This window comes from Streptococcus sp. GMD4S (assembly GCF_000296955.1).
Genome location: NZ_AJRE01000341.1, coordinates 1 through 752, shown reverse-complemented (window position 1 = coordinate 752; position 752 = coordinate 1). Strand labels below are relative to the sequence as shown.

1 protein-coding gene is annotated in these 752 nt (G+C 45.5%); it reads right to left on the bottom strand.

The annotated features are described in order from the left end of the window. Nucleotides 1-752: glycosyltransferase family 2 protein (locus GMD4S_RS09785; protein WP_000685509.1), on the bottom strand; the 752-nt coding region annotated here is incomplete at both ends.

Here is a 752-nt window from a genome sequence, read left to right as displayed (position 1 = left end):
TGAATCCCTCCAAGAAAGAGAATGACAGCCATCAAAGACGTCCAACCAGATGTCGGATTTCCCAGAATAAGAGTCCGAAACACTACAAAAACAGTCATCACAAAAGAAAGAAAACAAGATAGGAGTCCCGCTACAAAGGCTATACTCAAGGGAAAATCTGAAAAGTTAAGAATCCCTTCAATCGAGTAGAAAAAGAGTTGTCTAAAACTCCAACTGGTCTTGCCAGCCTGTCGTTCAACGTTTGGATAGTCCAGATAGTGCGTTTTAAAACCCACCCAGGCAAAGAGTCCTTTAGAAAAACGATTGGATTCGGTCAGGGTTAAAATAGCATCTACTACAGACCTTCTCATCATGCGAAAATCACGGACACCTGAGGGCAAGGCTACTGGGCTAATTTTTTGCATGAGGCGGTAAAAGAGGTTCGCACAGAGACTACGGAAAAAGGGTTCTCCCTCCCGACTAGTTCTCCGTGTCCCAACACAGTCTAAGTCTGCATTCTGGTCTAGTAAGGCCTTCATCTCAAGTAGCATACTAGGAGGATCCTGAAGGTCTGCATCCATCACGACCACCAAGTCTCCAGTTGCATGCTGCAAGCCTGCGTATAAGGCTGACTCTTTCCCAAAATTTCGTGAGAATGAGACATAACGGACCGCAGGATTTTGCTCCCGATAGGTCTTTAAAAGCTCTAAAGTCCCATCGCTTGAGCCATCGTCTACAAAGACATATTCGACCTCTGCTCCCAAGTCAGGAAG